Annotated in this window: 20 protein-coding genes, 1 tRNA gene and 1 pseudogene; 6 read left to right on the forward strand and 16 right to left on the reverse strand. The window is 28.8% G+C overall.

Translation table 11 applies throughout. The annotated features are described in order from the left end of the window. Positions 1–195: 195 nt before the first annotated feature. Complete coding sequence (locus HMPREF3181_RS03665) at positions 196–711, forward strand: hypothetical protein (RefSeq protein ID WP_068473138.1); 516 nt, start codon at positions 196–198, stop codon at positions 709–711. A gap of 461 nt (positions 712–1,172) precedes the next feature. On the opposite strand, the gene HMPREF3181_RS03670 is transcribed toward HMPREF3181_RS03665, so the two are convergent. The 4 genes from HMPREF3181_RS03670 to HMPREF3181_RS03685 are packed head-to-tail and all read right to left on the reverse strand — an operon-like array spanning position 1,173 to position 4,452. Further along, entirely contained in the window at positions 1,173–1,832 is a 660-nt protein-coding gene (locus HMPREF3181_RS03670) for a TIGR03943 family putative permease subunit (RefSeq protein ID WP_068473141.1), read from the reverse strand. After that, positions 1,825–2,643, reverse strand: coding sequence for a metal ABC transporter permease (locus HMPREF3181_RS03675; protein WP_068473143.1), 819 nt, complete (start codon positions 2,641–2,643; stop codon positions 1,825–1,827). The genes HMPREF3181_RS03670 and HMPREF3181_RS03675 overlap by 8 nt, the downstream gene beginning before the upstream one ends. Continuing rightward, positions 2,636–3,307, reverse strand: a complete 672-nt coding sequence (locus tag HMPREF3181_RS03680) for a metal ABC transporter ATP-binding protein (protein ID WP_082713893.1) — start codon at positions 3,305–3,307, stop codon at positions 2,636–2,638. Before HMPREF3181_RS03680 ends, HMPREF3181_RS03675 begins: the two co-directional genes overlap by 8 nt. Further along, a complete protein-coding gene (locus HMPREF3181_RS03685; RefSeq protein WP_068473146.1) occupies positions 3,307–4,452 on the reverse strand; it encodes a metal ABC transporter substrate-binding protein in 1,146 nt (381 codons plus the stop codon). The genes HMPREF3181_RS03680 and HMPREF3181_RS03685 overlap by 1 nt, the downstream gene beginning before the upstream one ends. A 469-nt stretch (positions 4,453–4,921) precedes the next feature. On the opposite strand from HMPREF3181_RS03685, the gene HMPREF3181_RS03690 reads away from it, so the two are divergent. Continuing rightward, a complete protein-coding gene (locus tag HMPREF3181_RS03690) occupies positions 4,922–6,328 on the forward strand; it encodes a nicotinate phosphoribosyltransferase (protein ID WP_068473206.1) in 1,407 nt (468 codons plus the stop codon). A gap of 121 nt (positions 6,329–6,449) precedes the next feature. Beyond that, positions 6,450–8,099: a putative manganese-dependent inorganic diphosphatase gene (locus tag HMPREF3181_RS03695; RefSeq protein WP_068473149.1), complete on the forward strand. Its 1,650-nt coding sequence runs from the start codon at positions 6,450–6,452 to the stop codon at positions 8,097–8,099. A gap of 52 nt (positions 8,100–8,151) precedes the next feature. Here HMPREF3181_RS03695 and HMPREF3181_RS07960 read toward each other — a convergent pair whose 3' ends face one another. The 10 genes from HMPREF3181_RS07960 to HMPREF3181_RS03750 form a co-directional block, all read right to left on the reverse strand. Continuing rightward, the gene (locus HMPREF3181_RS07960; RefSeq protein ID WP_231723262.1) at positions 8,152–9,852 is read right to left on the reverse strand and encodes a hypothetical protein; all 1,701 of its coding nucleotides are present in this window, start codon (positions 9,850–9,852) and stop codon (positions 8,152–8,154) included. Further along, a complete protein-coding gene (locus HMPREF3181_RS03710; RefSeq protein WP_068473153.1) occupies positions 9,845–10,570 on the reverse strand; it encodes an ABC transporter ATP-binding protein in 726 nt (241 codons plus the stop codon). Before HMPREF3181_RS03710 ends, HMPREF3181_RS07960 begins: the two co-directional genes overlap by 8 nt. Positions 10,571–10,722: 152 nt before the next feature. Continuing rightward, positions 10,723–11,151 carry a DUF5301 domain-containing protein gene (locus HMPREF3181_RS03715; RefSeq protein WP_068473155.1) on the reverse strand — a complete coding sequence of 143 codons (429 nt, stop codon included), beginning with the start codon at positions 11,149–11,151 and terminating at the stop codon, positions 10,723–10,725. A 16-nt stretch (positions 11,152–11,167) separates the two neighbouring features. Next, entirely contained in the window at positions 11,168–11,884 is a 717-nt protein-coding gene (locus HMPREF3181_RS03720) for a DNA/RNA non-specific endonuclease (protein ID WP_068473158.1), read from the reverse strand. After that, positions 11,877–12,296, reverse strand: a complete 420-nt coding sequence (locus tag HMPREF3181_RS03725; protein WP_068473161.1) for a hypothetical protein — start codon at positions 12,294–12,296, stop codon at positions 11,877–11,879. The genes HMPREF3181_RS03720 and HMPREF3181_RS03725 overlap by 8 nt, the downstream gene beginning before the upstream one ends. Then, the gene (gene tadA, locus HMPREF3181_RS03730; RefSeq protein ID WP_068473164.1) at positions 12,293–12,760 is read right to left on the reverse strand and encodes a tRNA adenosine(34) deaminase TadA; all 468 of its coding nucleotides are present in this window, start codon (positions 12,758–12,760) and stop codon (positions 12,293–12,295) included. The genes HMPREF3181_RS03725 and tadA overlap by 4 nt, the downstream gene beginning before the upstream one ends. Next, positions 12,753–13,262: a nucleoside-triphosphatase gene (locus HMPREF3181_RS03735; RefSeq protein WP_068473167.1), complete on the reverse strand. Its 510-nt coding sequence runs from the start codon at positions 13,260–13,262 to the stop codon at positions 12,753–12,755. Before HMPREF3181_RS03735 ends, tadA begins: the two co-directional genes overlap by 8 nt. Then, positions 13,249–13,992, reverse strand: a complete 744-nt coding sequence (gene truA / locus HMPREF3181_RS03740; RefSeq protein ID WP_068473170.1) for a tRNA pseudouridine(38-40) synthase TruA — start codon at positions 13,990–13,992, stop codon at positions 13,249–13,251. The genes HMPREF3181_RS03735 and truA overlap by 14 nt, the downstream gene beginning before the upstream one ends. 16 nt (positions 13,993–14,008) lie before the next feature. Then, complete coding sequence (locus HMPREF3181_RS03745; RefSeq protein WP_068473173.1) at positions 14,009–14,278, reverse strand: Txe/YoeB family addiction module toxin; 270 nt, start codon at positions 14,276–14,278, stop codon at positions 14,009–14,011. A 2-nt stretch (positions 14,279–14,280) separates the two neighbouring features. Beyond that, on the reverse strand, positions 14,281–14,523 hold the full coding sequence (locus HMPREF3181_RS03750) for a type II toxin-antitoxin system Phd/YefM family antitoxin (protein ID WP_068473175.1): 243 nt from the start codon (positions 14,521–14,523) through the stop codon (positions 14,281–14,283). A gap of 110 nt (positions 14,524–14,633) precedes the next feature. On the opposite strand from HMPREF3181_RS03750, the gene HMPREF3181_RS03755 reads away from it, so the two are divergent. From HMPREF3181_RS03755 to cls, 3 genes are all read left to right on the forward strand, one after another. Then, positions 14,634–15,275, forward strand: a complete 642-nt coding sequence (locus tag HMPREF3181_RS03755) for an epoxyqueuosine reductase QueH (protein ID WP_068473177.1) — start codon at positions 14,634–14,636, stop codon at positions 15,273–15,275. Between the two features lie 14 nt (positions 15,276–15,289). Continuing rightward, positions 15,290–15,364 (forward strand) — tRNA-Arg (locus HMPREF3181_RS03760). Positions 15,365–15,425: 61 nt separating this feature from the next. After that, a complete protein-coding gene (gene cls, locus HMPREF3181_RS03765) occupies positions 15,426–16,970 on the forward strand; it encodes a cardiolipin synthase (RefSeq protein WP_231723263.1) in 1,545 nt (514 codons plus the stop codon). 100 nt (positions 16,971–17,070) lie between these two features. Here cls and HMPREF3181_RS07965 read toward each other — a convergent pair. Further along, positions 17,071–17,403, reverse strand: a pseudogene (locus HMPREF3181_RS07965) (transposase); the annotation flags it as partial. A 262-nt stretch (positions 17,404–17,665) separates the two neighbouring features. After that, a partial coding sequence (locus HMPREF3181_RS03770; protein ID WP_156435986.1) for a MiiA motif-containing surface protein occupies positions 17,666–18,799 on the reverse strand: 1,134 nt, incomplete at its 5' end.

The raw sequence follows: 18,799 nt of genomic DNA on the forward strand, positions 1-18,799 counted from the left end.
CAAGATAAGCTGTTTAAGGTAATACATTCTAAAAAGAATTAATAAACAATAAATAGGTTGACCACTCCTACAATATGAAAAAACGAAAAAATAATTGACGCCAGATAAAAAGTGATAGAAAAAACAACTAAAAAGTAGTATAATAAAGTAAAGTATAGTTATACTTAAAAACAAAGTAATTGGAGGAATAGAAAAATGGGTTTATTCGGACTGTTTGGAGGAAAAAAAGAAGTTGAACTAGATAAAGCAAAAAGTGATGGAAACAAGTCGTTGATGAGAGAAATCTTTGATAGTAAAGTAGATAATGGCTCAGAATATAAAATAATCTATGCTTATTCAGAAGATATAGGTGGAGCTAATTTTGCGGTACTTCGTACTGTTTCCTATAAGTACAGAAGTTTTATACTTGGCTATAAAAAAAGCGATTTAAGTTTAGTTTTTCTTGAGGTAAGCCCTGATTTAACTCAGGTTGGTGAAGAACTTCTTTATAGACCACAAGATGTAAAGAAAACTAATTTCACCAAGATGGTAGGTTCCTATTATCTACAATACGGAAACTCATTCAAGAAAGAATTTTTCAACTTTTTTGTTCCTAAGACTATTGACGATATAGTAAATCACGATTGGTATGACGAAGAAACATTCACTTACATTGACCAAAGAGAAGAACACAGTGACTGGGTTGAGTTTTGGAGTAAATTTTGCAACTAAAAGGTAAAGTATAATGAGTATGTTACCAAATTATATTTTGACTTTTATATTTTCAGTGTTTCTCATATATAGCTATATCAATATAAAAGTAAAAAAATCTAAAGTTAGTAACGGATGTCTTTATAAAATAGGCATAGTTGTTGCAGTATTGCTACTTGGAATGTCTATTTACGGTATCCTATTTAATATTCCATTAGGACAAGTGCAATTTTTAATAGAAAATAGCTTCAAATAAAAAATAGATATATGAAACAGTAAATCAAATTCAGTTTACTGTTTTTTCTTTACTCAAAAATAAAAAGAAAGAAAACGAGAAAATGAAAAACATAGAAGAAAAAAATTTAATGGCAGATGAAGAAATTAAGCATCTCTAAAACAAAGAAGATATTGAGAATGAAAAAAGGTAGTAACGACCTCATTTTAGGTCTATGTACTACCTTTCAATTTAATATAAAATGTAATTAATTTTGAAAATGAATTATTTTTCCCTTTGGTTCTGTTTCTTTTATGTCTATTAGTTTAAGTTTTACAACTTTTCCACTTTTGTAATTATCGATTATTACCTCTCCAACCATTTCATACCATTTTTGTGGCTCAGGATATTTTCCATCTGTAATATACTCAAAACCAATTACGCTGTCATTGTAACAACAACCAGGTCCTTCACGCAAAATTGCATAAATCACTTCTCCTGTATCTTTATCTTCAAATCTACTATTTTGTCCGGATATTCTAACTTTTTTACCAACATATTCATCTTTATTTATATAAATATCATTTACAAGAGCTAAAAAAATTCCGTCAGAAATATTTATTATTCCGTCTTTAGATTCAGCATCTCTTTTTTCATTCAGTTGTTCTTTTGTAAGTTCATCTTTTTTTTCCGGTTTTACATATTCATCTTTTGAATTGTCTTTATTTTGATGTCTTTCAATTTTATAATCATCAGGATTTTGATTTTTATCTGTTCCTGCATTTTCAGGGTCTTTTTTTACAGCACTTTGTATATCATTTTTATTTTCTTTGTTTTTCACAAATTTAGAATTATTGTTACTATTCTCTTTTGAACAAGAACAAAGTAATAAGCAAGATAAAGCTAAGCTAAATATTTTTTTATTCATGAATAAACCTCCCTACTATACTGGCTAAGATAAATAAAACTAAATTAACCAGCACTACACTTGCACCTGTTGGCGTTGAGTATATATACGATAAAGTTATTCCTATGAATAGTGCTATTGCTGAAATTATAACCGAAGAGATGACAACGACTTTATAGCTTTTGAAAAGCCTCATTGATGTCATCGCAGGGAATATAATCAAGCAAGAGATTAACATACTTCCCATAAATTTCATTCCTATAACTATGGTTACAGAAATCAAAATTGTAACTAAAGTATTATATAAATTTACATTTACACCACTTGCCTTTGCAAAGTCCTCATCAATAGTAATCGTATAGATTTTATTATACAACAATATATAAGAAATTAAAACTACTATTCCCAATACAAAGCTGATATACATATCACTTCTTTTCATAATAAGTATACTACCGAATAAGTAATTACAAACGTCAACATTAAGTCCCTTAGTTATTGCAGTAAAAGTTACCCCGATTGAAACGGAAACACAGCTTAAAAGAGCAATTGCAGTATCACTACTTATATTATATTTTTCTCCGTATTTTAAAAGGATAATTCCTGCAATAATTACTATCGGCATAGAAAATTCCATTGGAGAAATATCAAATGAAAGTGCTATTGAAAGTGCTGCAAATGAAACATTTGAAAGTCCAACACCTATCATTGAATATCTTTTTAAAACTAAAGTTATTCCAAGTAATGCAGAACTTATTGAAATCAAAAGTCCAACGAAAATAGCTTTTACCATAAAGGGATAACTTAACATTTCTGAAATTAAACTAATCAAATTTTATTTCCCCCTTTTCAAAACTTTCCAAAACATTGTCTATGACTTTATTTTCTTTTCCTAAAATCAAAGCCTTGTTAGAATATTTAAAAGCCTCTTCGTCATGACTTATCATAACGACAGTAAGTCCCTCTTTATTCAATTTTTCTAAAACTTCATATAACATTTTTCTAACATTTATATCTAAAGAATTTGTAGGTTCGTCCAAAAAAATAATTTTTTCAGAAACACAAAGGCATCTGCAAAGCAAAACTCTTTGTCTTTGTCCAATAGACAATGCACTTATGCTCTTATCTTTAATTTCCCAAAGATTTAATTTTTTTAAGTTTTCCTTAACTATATCCTTATCTTTTGAACTGTAAAAAAATTTCGAATAGACAGCTCTTGAAGATAAAACAAATTCCCATATTGTTGATGGGAATTCTTTTTTTAATAAAACTTCTTGGGACATATATCCACAAACTTTAAAATTTTTCACGATATTTCCTGAAGAAATATTTTTTAAACCTAAAATTCCTTTCAACAAAGTAGATTTTCCAACTCCATTTTTTCCTAAGATGAGGAAGAAATCTCCCTCATCAACGGAAAAACTAAGATTTTCAATTATCTTATTATTCTTGTAAGAAATTTCTAAATTCTCACAAGTTAAAATTTTTTCTTTCATTAATTAAGTCCTTCTTTTAGTGCCTCAACATTTTGTTTCATAAGGTCAATATAAGTTACACCCTTATCAAATTCATCTTTTGTTACAGTATGAATTGAGTGTAAAAGTTTAACTTTAGCACCTGAGTCCTTTGCAACAGTTTGAGCCATTTCTCCTTTACCCATTTCTATATGGTAAACAACCGGAATTTTATTTTCCTTTACATAATCAACCATTTTCTTTATTTGTCCGGCACTTGCAGTTGATTCAACACTACAACCTGAGAATAATGCACGATATTCTAAACCTAAATCGTTGAACAAATATCTGAATGGAAATCTGTCGGCAATAACAACTTTTTTGATTTTTGCATTAGCAACAACATCTTTCAATTCCTTATTAACTTCTTCTAATTGTTTAATATATTTTTCTGCATTTTCTTTGTAAAAACTTGCATTTGCAGAATCTTTTTCTATAAGACTATTTGTAATAGATTTTACCATTGCAATGGCATTTGTTGGAGAAGTCCAAAAATGTGGGTCCAACTCAACTTCTTCTCCATTACCATGATGATGGTGATGATGTTCACCGTCTTTATGTTCATGTTCATGGTCATGTTCGTGATCATGGTCATGTTCGTGATCATGGTCATGGTCATGTTCGTGATCATGGTCATGCTTTTCTTCATCTTCACATTCTGTACAAGTTTCATGTTCTTTATGCTTATGAGAATGTTCTTCTCCTTCGTGATGATGTTCATGTTTCATTCCTTCGACAGTTTCTTCTTCAAGTTGTTGAATACCATCTGTAAGTTTTACAACTTTTTTATCTTTCATATCAACACTCTTTGTCAAAGTTTCAACCCATTTATCATGAGAAGTACCACCATAGATAAAAACATCTGCATTTTCAACAGTTTTTATATCTTGTGGAGTTGGACTGAATGAATGAACATCAACTCCCGGCTTTATCATTAATTGTAAATCAATTTTATCCCCTGCGATAGCTCTTGTTATATCATATTCTGGAAAAATTGTCGTTACAACTTTTAATTTATTTTTAGAATTATCTTCTCCTTTTTTATTTTCAGTTTTTGCACTACAACCGGTTAAAAATACTACCCCTGCTAAAGATAAACCAAAAATTTTTTTTAAAATATTTTTCATATTATTACCCCCTATTTGAAAAAATTTTGAAGTTAGAAAATTTAAAATGTTTCTAACGCCTCTATATTGTAACACAAAAACAAAAAATAATCTATACAAATAAGAATAATTTTTATTTACAAATTTATAAATAAAAAGATCGACTAAAAATCGACCTTTTCTATTAAAATATTATCTTATTGCACAAACAATAGCTAATATGGTAACAATATTAATACAATTTTTAAATTTTAAAAGTTTTTTACAAATAATAACCTTATCTTATATAAATTTATAATTCGATTTATATTGTTACAATTTAATTATGGTAGTTTTAAATAAAATAAAAGATGTATTTTTAACCTTTAAAATATAAAATTTTTGTGATATACTTATTAATAAGTATTTAATACATTTATGGAGGTGTATTGTGAAGAGAAATTTTAATGAGTATAATATTTCTATTTTATCAGATTTTTATGAATATACTATGGCTCAAGGGTATTTCAACGAAAAATTGGACAACAAAATTACATATTTTGATATTTTTTACAGAAGTAATCCTGATAATGCAAGTTATGCAATTTTTTCAGGCTTAGAGCATTTGGTTGAAATTCTTAATTCAATGAAATTTAATGATGAAGATATTGAATATTTTAAATCTTTAAATACTTTTGATGATAAGTTTTTGAATTTTTTAAAGAATTTTAAGTTTGAATGTGATATTTGGTCTGTTCCTGAAGGTAGTGTAATCTTCCCTAAAGAACCGATAATGACTGTTAGAGGTCCTGCCGTTCAAGCTCAATTAATCGAAACTATTGCTTTATTAGTAATCAATCACGAAAGTCTAATCGCAACAAAATCAAATAGAATAAAGAGAGCTGCAAAAGGTAGAGCTGTTATGGAATTCGGTGCAAGACGTGCTCATGGAATTGACGCTGCAGTTTATGGAGCAAAAGCTTCATACATTGCAGGTCTTTGTGGAACTTCAAATGTTTTAACGGGAAAATTATTTGACATTCCTGTTCTTGGTACTATGGCCCACGCTTGGGTACAAATGTTTGATACCGAACTTGATGCTTTTAAAGCATTTGCAAAGTCTTTTCCTAACAACTGTGTTATACTTGTTGATACATATAACACTTTAAAATCAGGTATTCCAAATGCAATAAAAACTTTTGATGAAGTTTTAAAGCCAATGGGAATTAGACCGAAAGGAATTAGACTTGATAGTGGCGACTTGGCTTATCTTTCAAAACAAGCAAGAAAAATGTTAGATGATGCAGGGTATGAAGATGCACAAATAGTCGTTTCAAATTCTCTTGATGAATATACAATTAGAGATTTGTTACATCAAGACGCAAAGATTGATTCATTCGGTATCGGAGAAAGACTTATAACTTCAAAGACTCACCCAGTTTTTGGTGGTGTTTATAAATTAGTTGCAGTTGAAGAAGACGGAAAAATTATTCCTAAGATAAAAGTTTCAGAAAATGTTGATAAGATTACAACACCGGGCTTTAAAAATCTATACAGAATTTACGATAGAAAAACAAATAAAGCTGAAGCTGATTTAATTACATTGTTTGACGAAAAAATTGATGAAACAAAACCTATTTCAATTTTCCACCCAATCTATACTTGGAAAACTACAACTTACGAAGATTATATTTTAAGACCTATGTTAAAACAAATTTTTAATAAAGGAAAATTAATTTACGATTTACCCGATATTGAAGAAGTTAAAAAATATTGTGAAAGTGAAGTTGAAAGCCTTTGGGAAGAATTTAAAAGATTTGACAATCCACATATCTACAAAGTTGACCTTTCTAAAGATTTGTGGGAATTAAAAAATGATTTATTAAAACAAACAATTGAAATGTCAAAGAAAAATTAGAACCTTTTGGTTCTATTTTTTTAGCATAAAAAATTATTGACAATTTTATCAAATTTTGTTACCATACTGTATATTATAATAATACTAAACACTAATTAGTATAAATTTAGGAGGAGCTACTTTGGATAAAAAAGAAAATGTCTTTATAATCGGTCATAGAAATCCTGATACCGACTCAATCTGTTCTGCAATTTCTTATGCATATTTAAAGAATAAAATAGAAAATTCAAACTACATACCAATGAGAGCCGGAGAAATCAATGAAGAAACAAGTTTTGTATTAAAACATTTTAATTGTAAAGTTCCGGACCTAATCACTGATGTTGGAACGCAAGTCAAGGACTTGGAGATTTCTTCTGTAGATGGAATATCAGAAAATATTTCATTAAAAAAAGCATGGAATATTATGGAAGATAAGTTCAAAGCCACTCTTGTTGTTACAGATAAAGATAACAAATTGGACGGAATAATTACTCTTGAAGATATAGCAACTTCATATATGAATATTTATGAATCTAATACACTTGCTACTGCAAAAACGCCTTATGAAAATGTAATTGAGACAATCAACGGAACTTTGATAACCGGCGATGTAAATCAAATTATAGAAAAGGGAAAAGTTTTTATTGCAACTGCAAACCCCGACCTTATGGAAGAATATATAGAAAAATATGATGTTGTAATAACGGGAAATAGATATGAATCACAACTTTGTGCCATTGAAATGGGTGCATCTTGTATAATCATCTGCGAGGGTGCAAAAGTTTCTAAAACTATCACAAATCTTGCAAAAGATAGAAATTGTTTGATTATAACAACAAATTTTGACACTTTTACTGTTGCACGTTTGATTCACCAAAGTATTCCTGTTAGTTTTTTCAAGCAAAAAAAGAATTTAATAACTTTTAAACTAGACGACTTTACAAACAACATAAAAGACATAATGACTAAAAACAGGCGCCGAGATTTCCCTATTTTAAAAGATGACGGAACATATATCGGTATGATTTCAAGAAGAAATTTAATCTCCCCAAAAAGAAAAAAGGTTATAATTGTGGACCATAACGAGGTTTCTCAAGCGGTTAAAAATATCGAAGAGGCTGAAATTTTAGAAATTATTGACCACCATAGAATTGGAACCTTAGAAACAGTGGCGCCAGCTTATTTCAGAAATCAACCCGTTGGTTGTACTTCAACTATAATCTACCAAATGTTTGTAGAAAACAATGTAGAAATTCCAAGAGAAATAGCAGGTTTAATGTGTTCGGCAATAATTTCCGATACACTTCTTTTCCGTTCTCCAACTTGTACAGCACTTGATGAGCAAACGGCTAAAAAACTTGCAGAAATTTCTAAAATAAATCTTGAAGAATATGCTTTTAATATGTTTAGAGCTGGTAGCGACCTTACTCAAAAAAGTGCTGAAGAAATTTCAAAACAAGACTTTAAGAAATTTACGATTCAAGATGTGTCATTTGGAGTTGGACAAATAAATTCAATGAACTATGATGAAGAAAAAGTTATTTCTGAAAAATTAAGTGAATATCTTCAAAAATTTAGAAAAGAACAAAATTTAGATATGATATTCTTTATGATTACAAATATTTTAGATAAAAATACAAGATTAATCTATTTCGGAAAAGATAGCAAGGAATTAGTTGAAAAATCATTTAATGTAGAGGCAGGAGAAAGCTCTTGCATATTAAAAAATGTAGTTTCAAGAAAAAAACAATTAATTCCTCAATTTGCAATAACATTACAAGGAGAATAATATTACGACATAAAAATAGCGACTATGAAAGTCGCTATTTTTACGTTTTCTTTTATAACCTTTTTAATAATCTTTTAAATAGTTTCACATCTATTAGATAAGAAATTACTGTTGATATTGAAATTATAACAACATTTGCTAGAACTATATAAGGTAATTCGTAATTCCATTGGGAAAGTTTAACTGTTAAAAATATTATTAAGGCATATAGTCCATAATTTATTAAGATTGAAACAAATACATTTATTCCACCAGCGCCACCATTTAACGCCTCTTTTGGTGTTTTCCAATCAAAATATGGATTTATCAATCCTAAAATCATATTCAAACTTCCACTTGTGAATAATGTTAAAGCCATTCCAAGTAAAACTGCTATATAGCAAAGAGGATTAAAAACATAAATCAACATAGAAAGCACCACAATAACAAAAACTGTTACAAAATGTAATGCTTGACAAGCAAATATTCTTGGAAGTATATGTGTATTAACATTTATCGGTGCACTTGCCAATATCCAAAAAGATTTTCCCTCTCTTGAAACAGAGCTTGTCGTAAGTGAAGAAAGTCCACAGAAAAGTCCAAATATAGCACCAACTCCAAATGCAGCAGAAACCATATATCCAATAGATACATTAGCTAAAAATAGATTCAAAGCCATATTTATTTGCTCTTTCTCTGAAATTCCATAAAATACTCCAATACAAGCTCCAACAACTAACATTATATCTATTATAACTATTTGCATAAAATATGTTGGTGTTGTTATTATTTCGTAAAATTCTTTTTTGAATAATACCATAAATTTATATTGTCTTCCTTGTGAAACTCCTTGTTTCTTTCTCTTTTCGATAACTGCTTTACTTTCTTTTGAAACCACATTTACACTTCTTAAAATTTCAAGATAGTTTCTTTGTGCAAAAAATTTCAAAACAAATGAAAGTGCCAAACAGATAACTAAACCAATTCCTAAGTTTGTAATTGACGTAACTATATCATTTGAAAGAATTATTTTTTTTATCCACATTACAAAGAAGAACACTTTAGATAATTTACCTTCAACATCTTTAAGCACTTCTGTAACTGTAAGTCCCAAAGATGGATTTGATGCAGTTTGTGTAAATACCATATAAGCCCCAAATAAACCAAGTGCAAATACTCCATAGATTAATTTCAAAAATCTATTGAATATTTTACTTGTTCTTACCAATTTACCAAAAATAATTATTATAACACCTGTTAAAAGAATCGCTTGTAGATTAAGTAAAAACAATCCTAAGAATGTAAAGATATAAAACTCAATACTCTTGCCAAGTGTATAACCTGTTATACCAAATGCAATTATAAAAATCAAAAAGAATGATATGAAAAATGTAATTGCTAAAGAGTATATTCTTGATAAAAATATATCGCTACCTGAAACCGGTAAAGACAATAATATTTCAGTTTCATTATTCTTTTCAATAAAAACAAATGCCGTTGCCAAAGACAAAAATACAGTTACAACAAATATTCCAACAGAAAAAGTTGTTAAGTATGCACTACCTACATCTGTCTTTAAATATCCGGCAAAAAATTTACCAAGTTTAGGAGCTCCCCAAACAAATAAGCCCAATATAAACAATACAGACATTATTCCTTGAAAACCAGCTGACTTTTTACCTTTAAGTTTCAAATTTTGCTTTATAGATAAAATTGCAAAAAAATCTATGGAAACAAAATATTTAATTAAAGTCCATAATTTAGATTTATTCATTATCTGTCAACTCCAAGAAGATTTTTTCTAAATCTTCATTTGAATTTTCTTCAGTCTTAAGTTCAGATAATTTACCACAAAATGCAATTTTTCCTTTATTTATTATGACTAATTTATCACAAATCTTTTCTGCAACTTCCATAACATGAGTTGAAAAAATTACAGTATTTCCACTATCAGCAAATTCTCTCAAGATAGTTTTTAAGTTAAAAGAAGTTTTTACATCAAGACCAACCATAGGCTCGTCAAGAATTAAAACCTTAGGAGAAGTAATTAATGCACCGATTAAAACTAATTTTTGACGCATACCATGTGAATAACTTTCTATTGTACTGTAAATAGCATCTCCAAGTTCTAATTTTTTATTGTACTCTTCAATTTTTTCTTTTCTAACCTTTTCATCTATACCATAAATATCAGCAATAAAATTCAAATATTTTATCCCTGTCATTTTTGTATAAATATCTGGATTGTCAGGAACATAACTAATCATTTCCTTAACTTTTATAGAATTTTCAAGAGTATCAACTCCGTTAACTGTAATTTTACCTTCAGTTTGTTCTAAAATTCCAACTAACATTTTTAAACTTGTACTCTTTCCTGCCCCATTTGGACCTAGAAATCCAAAAATTTCTCCCTCGTCAATCTTGAAACTAACATTATCAACAGCCTTAACACCTTTAGAAAAAACTTTTGATACATTTTTGAATTCAATCATTCAAAATCCCTCCTTTTTCAATTTGAACAATTTTTTCATTTGAGTTAATTGTTTAAAACTAAATCAAGCAAAAAAATCGTTCATATATATTTTACATAATTACAAATAAAAAAGCAACTATTAATCAAATAGTTGTTTAAATTTTTTTCGTTTTACTGTAATCCTTTAATAAATTTTAAGTCATTTAAATTCTTTTTAAATATTCCTCTGTAAGGTTGTTCAAAGTAAATATATTCTTTTTCTGTATATTTTTTAGTTTTATAAATATATAATTTTGACGGATTATCTTTAGAAACTTTGTGGTAAAATTCAACTTTAAAATACATATCCACATTTACAGGCTCATCTTGAATGGATTCATCTTTAGTTTTTGTTGCTCCTGAAATTTCATCTACAAAATTTTTTATTTCTTCTTGATTTTCGATTTTCAAAATTTCTTTTTCATCTATTTTGTTCATAACTCTTACAACTTTAATATAATCTAAATCAGCCGGTTTTGGAAGTACAATCTTATCTCTTCCACAAGCTGAAAGTAAAGTCAAACAAAATAGAAGAACTAAATATTTTTTAAAATTTTTCATAAAAATCTCCTAAAACTTATTTCTTTCTTGAATTTCCTGTTTTGTAATCTATTTCTATATTTGGTTGAACGTTAAAACAATATACATTAAACTTAACAGCTTTTCCATTATCTTCAATAGAAATTGCCTCCATTTGAACACCTCTTGCAACAAGTTCATTTCCAACAAAAATAGGTGTTACTCTGTATCTTACATGATGATTTGTTTCTTTAACATAATCTGCAATCATATTTTCAAAAGGTAACATTCCTTTCGTATTCAAGTATCTTGTTCCGGTTATAAGATTTCTTTTGTTTGCATTTTCTCCTGCAAGTTGAAAACCAATCAAATGGCAACGGTTATACAAACTTTTCCCGTCAATTCCGTTGTATTTTATAGATTTCCAACCACTAGGCTTAACTGAAGAAATATTTTCTCTTTTTGAAGTTGGCATCAAATCTTTGCCAATGATAGAATCAGCAACTCCACATCTTTTTAAGCTGTCAAGCTCTGAATATTTTTCAAAAGACTTTGTAACAAGTTCACTTTTTTCAAAATTCGGCTCGTTGTTATTTATAACTACATACGGTTTTCCTTTATATTCAGGTAAATTATTTATATCAAGCCCAACTATATTAGTTACTTTGCTTTCCTTAATTTCTTTTTTTATGTAATTACGATAGACAAATGTTCCTAATATTATAACAACAAAAATGGCCATTCTAAATAATAAATTTTTGTCTTTTCTACTCATTATTGTTCTCCCTTTTAAATATCTTTCTAGTTATCTTTTCGTGGCTTTTCCCTTCAAACTCAAAACTTTCCTTTTCTTTCCAATTTGGCTTTAAAAATTCTTCAAAAGTTTCATCAAAAGGATAATCTCTATTCCAAAAATAACAAATTATCTCATCAACAAAAGGTAAAAATCTTTCTAATTCTTCTCCTTCATACAAAAAAACAGAATCTTCTAAAATTTCAGTTTTTTCAGAAATAATTTCAAAGTTAAATTCAAAGTCTTGATATAAGTCAAAACTATTTTCTGTTAAGAAAAATTTTGAATTTCCAATCAATTCAAAAAGATTTTTTCTTTGCAATTCATCTTGACTTTGTCTTTTACCAAAAAAACTAATTCCATTATTCTTATCCAAACAAACAACTAATTTCATTTACTTTTCTTTTCACTCCTCAAATTTTTGAAAAAATCTTGTAAAATATCCAAACATTCCTTTTCCAAAACTCCTGTTTCAACTATCGACCTGTGATTAAGTTCCTGTCTATCCAATACATTTTCAATTGAGCCACAAAAGCCACGCTTAATATCCATTGCCCCGATGACAACTCTCTTTATCCGGCTATTTACAATCGCACCAGCACACATACAACAAGGCTCAAGAGTTACAAAAAGCTCCGTATCTTCAAGCCTGAAATCTCCAAGTTTTTGTCCAGCTTTGTTAATCGCAACAATCTCTGCGTGATAAACTCCACTTTTTTTACTTAAAACCTGATTATGTCCTCTTGCAATTACTTTATCATCTTTAACAACTACACAACCGACCGGTACTTCTCCCTTATCATAAGCCTTCTTTGCCTCTTTTAAAGCAAGGCTCATAAAATACTTATCTCTATTCATAAAACTTATCCAAATCAAAAATCACAAAATTTTCCAATTTATCTAAATTATCTATAATTGGATTACCCGCTTTTTTTAATACTGCAAAAATACGATTTTTTTCAAAAAGAGAAAGCAATTTTTTTGAATATTCTCTTAAGTGTAATTCCTTATTTCCAATTTCATCAAAAATTAAAATATCATTATCTTTAAAACCTTCCATAAACTCAAAACTTTTTTTCAAAAAAACATCATCAAAAAATTCCATTTCGTTTTTTCTTTCTCCGATTACAAATCTTTCATCAGTTCCATATCTAAAAAGCTCAATTCTAAATAAATCAGTTATAACAAGTTCGGTCATAATTCCATCAATTTTTGAATCCTTGTAATATTTTTCTATAAAAGCTTTTAAAAGTGTAGTTTTCCCAACTTTTATATTTCCTGTAATAAAAATATGATTTTTTCCGTTATCTACTTTTCTTAAACTTTCAACTAAAAAATCTAAATCTTTAAAATTCGTCATACAAAATCTCCATTAAGTAAAGACCATTAGGGCTTAAAGTAACTCCCGCCTTTGTTCTGTCCTCACTTTTTAAAATATTTTTAAGTTCATTTTCACAAATCATACCTCTTCCGATATCTACAAGAGTTCCAACCATTATTCTAACTTGATTTCTGATAAAACTTTGACCCTTAATCAAAAAAATTACATCATTATTTTCTTTGTAGATTTCAAAAGACTTAATCTCCCTAACAGGATTGGTATTGTCCGTTCTAGGCCCCATAAAAGATTTAAAACTCTTTCTTCCGATAAAATTTTCCTTTGCTCTTTGCATCTTTTCAATATCTAATGGATAAGGAAAATTCGCCTTGTAATTATAATAAATCGGGTCCATAACTTCGTCTAAATTTAAAATGTATTTATAAGTTTTCATCTTTGCATCAAATCTTGCATGAAAATCTTTTGAAACCTCTTTAGAATCCAAAACTCTAACACCAACAGGCAAAAAGTGATTCAAAGCAGTTTTAAAATTTAAAACTCCAACACTACTTTCAGTATGAAAATTTATAATATGCCTTAAAGAATGAACACCCCTGTCCGTTCTTCCGGCAGAAATAATATTTATATCTTCTCCGGTAATTTTTTTCAAAGCCTTTTCAATCTCTCCTTGAACAGTTACAACATCATCTTGCTTTTGAAAACCAAAAAACAAACTACCATCATAACTTAAAGTGAGCATAATATTTCTCATAGTTCTCTCCATTCATTTAAAATTCGTAATGATTCCACATACTTACAATAATTACAGCTTTACTTTCTTCTTCAACTTTGTAAACCAGTCTATGTTGTCTATTTATTCTTCTGGAATACATTCCTTTGTAATTTCCAACAAATTTTTCATAAGTCGGCGGGGTTTGAAATGGATTTTTTGAAATCAATTTTAAAAGATTATCCACATTTTTCTTTAAGTTTGGCAAAGACTTTATTAATTCAAGATCTTTCTTTACCTTTTTACTTATAAATATCCTATATTCCATAACTATTCCCAAGAAAATTCTTCACAATCTTCAACTTTCAAATCTATCGCATAATCTAATTTTTCTTTACTTTCAGGATTAGAAATTAAATATAAAGTTTCAATCAAACCTATATACTCTTCTTCATTTATTAAAATCGCATTTCCATTTTTTGTACTTATATTTAAAATATCATTATACTCAACAGCACTTTCAACATAAGAAAATAAATTTTTTCTAAAATTTGTTATAGTTGTATTAATCATAAAACCATCTCCTTATGTACATTATACTGCACATATATATTATTGTCAACATTAAAAATATTTGATTTTTCTTAACAGTTATGATAAAATAAATTGATAAGGAGGCAGATATGAAAGAAAATTATCAACTATTGTTGGACAATATAATAAAAGAAAACGAAAAAAAAGAATACGTTCCAACACTTCTACTACATTCTTGTTGTGGCCCTTGTAGTAGCTATTGTCTTGAATATTTGTCTAACTATTTTAGAATTACAATTTTTTATTACAATCCGAATATTTATCCAAAGGAAGAATATTTTTTCAGAGTTGAAGAGCAAAGAAAACTTATCGAAAAAATAAAAGGAAAATATCCAATAAATATGGTCGTTGGAAAATATGATGTAGATAGATTTTACAGAACAGTTAAGGGAATGGAAAAGATGAGAGAAGGCTCAATCCGTTGCCATAATTGTTATGAATTAAGACTTAGAGAGGCTGGAATTTTAGCAAAAGCAGAAAATTTTGACTACTTCACGACAACACTTACTATAAGTCCACATAAAAATTCACAAATTTTAAACGAAATCGGACAAAAAGTTGCTGAAGAAATCGGAGTAAAGCACCTTCCATCTGATTTTAAAAAAAGAAATGGATATAAAAGAAGTGTAGAACTTTCATTAATGTTTGGAATGTATCGACAAGATTATTGTGGTTGCATCTTTTCAAAAATGGAAAGAGAAGAATTTAAAAAATTAAAAGAAAGCTCATAAGCTTTCTTTAGTATGTTCTCGTAGTTAAATGGATATAACAGTCCCCTCCTAAGGGACCGTTGAGGGTTCGATTCCCCCCGGGAACGCCAAAAATCAAGTACATTGTAAAATGTACTTTTTGTTTACCTTTATTATAATTTAGGAGAAAAAATGAAAAAATTTTTTAATTTTATTTTTAGTAGGATTTTCTTTATAACTTGTATGTTTTTAATACAATTAACTCTTTTAATTATATTTTTACTATATTTTAATAAATATTTTATTTATTTGTATGGTTTAAATTTAATTGTTGGTATGATTTTTACATTTATAATCATAAATGACAATATAAATCCTGCTTTTAAGATAACTTGGATATTAATTTCTATCGCCCTGCCTTTCTTAGGTGGTATAATATATCTAACTTTTGGGGAAAAACGTCTTTTGAAATCAGTTAAAAAAAGACTTTTTAACTTTTCTATAAAGTTCAAAGACTCAATGGATTTAACAAAAGATTACGATATAGAAAACTTAAATGACTCTGATATGAATGTATATAGACAAGCAAAATATGTAAATACGGCTACCGGTAGTCCGGTATTCTTTAATACTAAGACAAAATATTTTTCATCGGGGGAAAAAAGTTTTGAAGAATATTTGAATGACTTAAAGAGTGCGAAAAAATTTATTTTTATGGAATACTTTATAATTTCTGAAGGTTTTTTCTTAGATTCTGTTTTAAAAATTTTAAAAGAAAAAGCTGAAAAAGGATTAGATGTAAAAATAATTTTAGATGATGTTGGAAGTATTTTTACTCTATCCAACAAAAAAATAGAAGAAATGAAAAGCTATGGAATAAAAATTGTAGAATTTAATCAAATACATGGAATTATTTTGCCAAAACACAATAACCGAACACATAGAAAAATGACCATAATAGATGGAAAAATAGCTTATACCGGTGGAATAAATATAGCTGATGAATATATAAATGTAATCGAAAAATACGGTTACTGGAAAGATTCTGTATTAAAGCTTGAAGGACATGCCGTTGCCTCTTTTATAAATATGTTTATATCTCTCTGGGATTACTCGACAGGAGAAAATACAGATTTAAATAGCCTGTATGATAAAAAAGATATTGAAAAAAATTCAAATATAAAAGAAGAACTTGGAGTTGTAATTCCATTTTCGGAAACCCCAATTGAAGAATCTACAAGTGAGAATATGTACTTAAATATGATTAGACGTGCAAACAGATATATTTACATTACAACGCCTTATCTAATCATAACTTGGGAAATGGAAAACGCACTAATAAGCGCAGCAAAAACCGGAGTTGACGTTAGAATAATAACTCCACATATTCCAGATAAAAAATATGTACATCTACTAACACGTTCTTTTTACAAAAGACTTATTGACAACGGAGTAAAAATTTATGAGTTTGAAAAAGGATTTATTCACGCAAAAAACTTTGTTTGCGATGATGAATTTGTAGTAATAGGTAGCATAAACTTAGATTACAGAAGTCTATACCTACACTTTGAATGTGCCGTTTGGACATTCGGAACTCCAATAATAAAAGATGTAAAAAGAGATTTTGAAAGAACATTAAAAAAATCCATAGCCATTACACCAGAATGGATAAAGAAAAGAAAATTAATCACAAGAATATTACAATCACTATTAAAACTATTCGCACCATTAATGTAAAAGGAACTTGCCTAAGCAAGTTCCTCAGAGTGCAGACAAAAAAGCTCATCTAGTTTTGCTAGGTGAGCTTTTATAATGTTTATTTCTTTTCTTATAGCGTATAATTCTTTCCAAACGTACTAAAATGAGGTACTTTTTCATAAAAATCTATCCATAAAAACCATCTGTATGCTACATTTACCTCTATTTCTCTTATTGTTTGACGCATACTTTTTATTCCAAACATATATTGAATTATTGGAATTTTTATCAACATTACAGGATCTATACTCAGTCTTCCCTTATCACTTGAATATCTATCTTCTACCAAATCATAAATGAATTTAAAATCTATACACTTTTATATTTTTCTAAGTAGATGTTCCTTTGGAACTAAATCTTCCATTGATATTATTTGTACTCGATCCATCTTCTTCTTTTGTCTTGTAATCATTGAAATCCCAACCTTTATATTGATATTATTATATAATATTTTAATGATTTTATACACAAAAAAACCTGTATAACTTTTAATTATACAAGCTTTTATCTACAGTCTGTAACTATTCTTTGTAATTCTTTATATAGATTTGGAGGTGAGTTTTTCACTCACCTCCAGCACTATCATTTTGGTTACAGTTCCATTATAAATGGGTTTTGTACCTACTATTCTTCGGATTCTGACTCAAATTTTTACTTAAATATTTCAAAGTAATTTATTCTTGTTCATCTTCCTTTTTCTTCTTTGAAACATACAATCCACCTAAAGTAGATAGAGCTGCAGCAGCCATCATCATAGCTTCTGATTTAATACCTGTCTTTGGTAAGTTCTTAGATGGTTTGTCTTGTCTAGAAGGTCTAGTTGATGTATCAGCAATCTTTTCAACTAAATCACTACCTTTTATAGTGTCTTTTGATCCATCTGGATAAGTGATAGTAGCTGTACCATCTTTTCCAATTTCAACCTTTGTTCCTTGCGGGAATTTATCCTTATTAGCTTTTTCAATAGCTTCTTTAACCTTAGATTTTTCTTCATCAGTTAAGTTAGAAGGATCTTTTACTTTAGTCTTTCCTGGAACTGTTGGATCTACCTTATCAGCGATAGTCTTGTCTGATGGTTTATTATCATCGCCAGGTTTATTGTCATCGCCAGGTTTTGTTGGATTAGTTGGATTTGTAGGATCTGTTGTTCCACCTGGAGTTGTTTCAGAGTTGTTGTCATCTTGGCCTTTCTTATGACCTTCTACTGGTACTTCAAATGTTTTGTCTTTATCAAAGTCGCCGTCTTTTACTGTTACTGTGATTGGTCCATCTACGTTCTTACCTGGTGTTACTATGATATTACCATTTCCGTCGATTTCTGCTGGTACATCTTTACCGTCTTCATCTTTGGCTGATACTTTTGTATCTTTATCAGGATTGTTTACCTTTACGCCAGTGTATTGTTTGTCATCTGTTGGTTTAACTGGTTTCTTACCTGTTTCATCAACTGATGTTTTTTTGTCTTCTGGTGTTGTGTCAGAACCATTGTCGTCTCGGCCTTTCTTGTGGCCTTCAACTGGTACTTCAACTTTGACTTTTCCACCTGGTATGTCTGGATCTTCTACTGTTACTGTGATTGGTCCATCTACGTTCTTACCTGGTGTTACTACGATATTGCCATTTTTGTCGATTTCTGCTGGTACATCTTTACCATCTTCGTCTTTGGCTGATACTTTTGTATCTTTATCAGGATTGTTTACCTTTACGCCAGTGTATTGTTTGTCATCTGTTGGTTTAACTGGTTTCTTACCTGTTTCATCAACTGATGTTTTCTTGTCTTCTTGTGCTTTTGCACCTATTGTTGCGTC

Source organism: Parvimonas sp. KA00067 (assembly GCF_001553085.1).
Lineage (GTDB): Bacteria > Bacillota > Clostridia > Tissierellales > Peptoniphilaceae > Parvimonas > Parvimonas parva.

Coding starts and splice junctions, on each gene's coding strand:
- HMPREF3181_RS03665 (WP_068473138.1), top strand. CDS start 196: ATGGGTTTATTCGGACTGTTTGGAGGAAAAAAAGAAGTTGAACTAGAT.
- HMPREF3181_RS03670 (WP_068473141.1), bottom strand. CDS start 1,832: ATGAATAAAAAAATATTTAGCTTAGCTTTATCTTGCTTATTACTTTGT.
- HMPREF3181_RS03680 (WP_082713893.1), bottom strand. CDS start 3,307: ATGAAAGAAAAAATTTTAACTTGTGAGAATTTAGAAATTTCTTACAAG.
- HMPREF3181_RS03685 (WP_068473146.1), bottom strand. CDS start 4,452: ATGAAAAATATTTTAAAAAAAATTTTTGGTTTATCTTTAGCAGGGGTA.
- HMPREF3181_RS03690 (WP_068473206.1), top strand. CDS start 4,922: ATGGCTCAAGGGTATTTCAACGAAAAATTGGACAACAAAATTACATAT.
- HMPREF3181_RS07960 (WP_231723262.1), bottom strand. CDS start 9,852: ATGAATAAATCTAAATTATGGACTTTAATTAAATATTTTGTTTCCATA.
- HMPREF3181_RS03710 (WP_068473153.1), bottom strand. CDS start 10,570: ATGATTGAATTCAAAAATGTATCAAAAGTTTTTTCTAAAGGTGTTAAG.
- HMPREF3181_RS03715 (WP_068473155.1), bottom strand. CDS start 11,151: ATGAAAAATTTTAAAAAATATTTAGTTCTTCTATTTTGTTTGACTTTA.
- HMPREF3181_RS03720 (WP_068473158.1), bottom strand. CDS start 11,884: ATGAGTAGAAAAGACAAAAATTTATTATTTAGAATGGCCATTTTTGTT.
- HMPREF3181_RS03725 (WP_068473161.1), bottom strand. CDS start 12,296: ATGAAATTAGTTGTTTGTTTGGATAAGAATAATGGAATTAGTTTTTTT.
- tadA (WP_068473164.1), bottom strand. CDS start 12,760: ATGAATAGAGATAAGTATTTTATGAGCCTTGCTTTAAAAGAGGCAAAG.
- HMPREF3181_RS03735 (WP_068473167.1), bottom strand. CDS start 13,262: ATGACGAATTTTAAAGATTTAGATTTTTTAGTTGAAAGTTTAAGAAAA.
- truA (WP_068473170.1), bottom strand. CDS start 13,992: ATGAGAAATATTATGCTCACTTTAAGTTATGATGGTAGTTTGTTTTTT.
- HMPREF3181_RS03745 (WP_068473173.1), bottom strand. CDS start 14,278: ATGGAATATAGGATATTTATAAGTAAAAAGGTAAAGAAAGATCTTGAA.
- HMPREF3181_RS03750 (WP_068473175.1), bottom strand. CDS start 14,523: ATGATTAATACAACTATAACAAATTTTAGAAAAAATTTATTTTCTTAT.
- HMPREF3181_RS03755 (WP_068473177.1), top strand. CDS start 14,634: ATGAAAGAAAATTATCAACTATTGTTGGACAATATAATAAAAGAAAAC.
- cls (WP_231723263.1), top strand. CDS start 15,426: ATGAAAAAATTTTTTAATTTTATTTTTAGTAGGATTTTCTTTATAACT.